1 protein-coding gene is annotated in these 1393 nt (G+C 45.2%); it reads right to left on the reverse strand.

Annotated elements, in window-relative coordinates; translation table 11 throughout:
- Window positions 1–424 precede the first annotated feature (424 nt).
- Window positions 425–1321 (reverse strand): Rpn family recombination-promoting nuclease/putative transposase, encoded by an 897-nt coding sequence (locus tag SLS51_RS22960; RefSeq protein ID WP_323840802.1) that lies wholly within the window; start codon window positions 1319–1321, stop codon window positions 425–427.
- Between the last annotated feature and the right edge of the window lie 72 nt (window positions 1322–1393).

Here is a 1393-nt window from a genome sequence, read left to right on the forward strand (position 1 = left end):
GGAAAACAGATTGTCTGATTAATCTATACCTTATGGATTTCAAGATGCATCGCGACGGCAAGGGAGAGAATCCCCGGGAGCATAGCAAACTATGTGACCGGGGTGAGCGAGCGCAGCCAACAAAGAGGCAACTTGCAAGATGACAGGTATATACCCTATGGATTAATTTCACAGGTAGTAAGGAATATGCAATAGGAATAATAACTACTACAACAGAACGAGTGTTTGTTTCCACAAACAACTCACCTAATCGCGCTCCCCATGTTATTAGGGTGTCATTTCGTCCTCTATAAAGTTGCTTGAGTATAACCGGTTTCAGCTTCGCCGGGCAAACGTAAAAGTCCCTCGTATAGCCATCATCCTGAATAAGAACAAAAATGCCGATCTTGAACATCGGCATTTTGCTGTGAAAGAAGAGAATAATTTAATGCTTTAACGCTTCAATTTTATCCCGGCTCAAGCCGGTACTGGTGACAATAATGTCCAAACTCACGCCATGCCGTAACAAGGCACAAGCCGTTTCCAGTTTACCTTCTTCTCTACCTTCAACTCGGCCTTGTTCGCGCCCTTTTTGTTCAAGCTCTTCTGCAATAGTCATCAACATCGTTTTATGCTCCGGAGATTGTTCAATCAGTTGATGGACAAAGTGTGAGATATTCAGCGTATGTCCATTCAGTAAGATATAGCTTAACACCACATTGCGCTGTTCGGCTGTATTATACCCTGCATTCAAGAGTTCCACCAATTGGGGAACCCATTCCTGCATATCCCGGCAGCGAATATGTTTTTGCACCAGCTCCATCAGGGCAACCCCTTTATGCGTCAGGATTTCTTCATCGCTGAGTACACTGACGTCCACCAACGGAAACGCCTGGCAGTATAAGCGGGCAGCCTGTTCAGGGAACGTAAAACAATCCAGCCACCGGTTTGAGTAAGGATAAGGCCGAACCTCACCATGATAAAACAGCAAAGGCACCACCAAAGGGAGTTCAGTATGGCCTTTTTTCAGGTGGGCCGCCATAGCTGACATGGCATAACCCATCAACCGCCAGGCCATCAACGGGTCAGGAGTGGACTGATGCTCAATCAGGCAATAGATATAACCTTGTCCCCGAGCTGTTTCAACCGAGTACAGCACATCACTGTGCAGTTGACGTAAATGTCGATCCACAAAACTGCCGGGTTCCAGTTTCAATGTGGCTAAGTCACACAACGACTGGACCTCTTCGGGCAGATAAAGGGATAAAAACTCCCTAGCCGTTTCAGGCTGCGTTAAAAAATATTCCTGATTATCACTTAAATTCAGCTCCCATAGGCGTATACTTAAAATAAGTCTGTGTGGAGGTAAATGAAAATGGCTAAAAATCAGATTCAATTCCAAAAAGGCATTTCT

Origin of the sequence: Photorhabdus africana, assembly GCF_035181445.1 — a bacterium.
In the GTDB taxonomy this organism is placed as follows: domain Bacteria; phylum Pseudomonadota; class Gammaproteobacteria; order Enterobacterales; family Enterobacteriaceae; genus Photorhabdus; species Photorhabdus laumondii.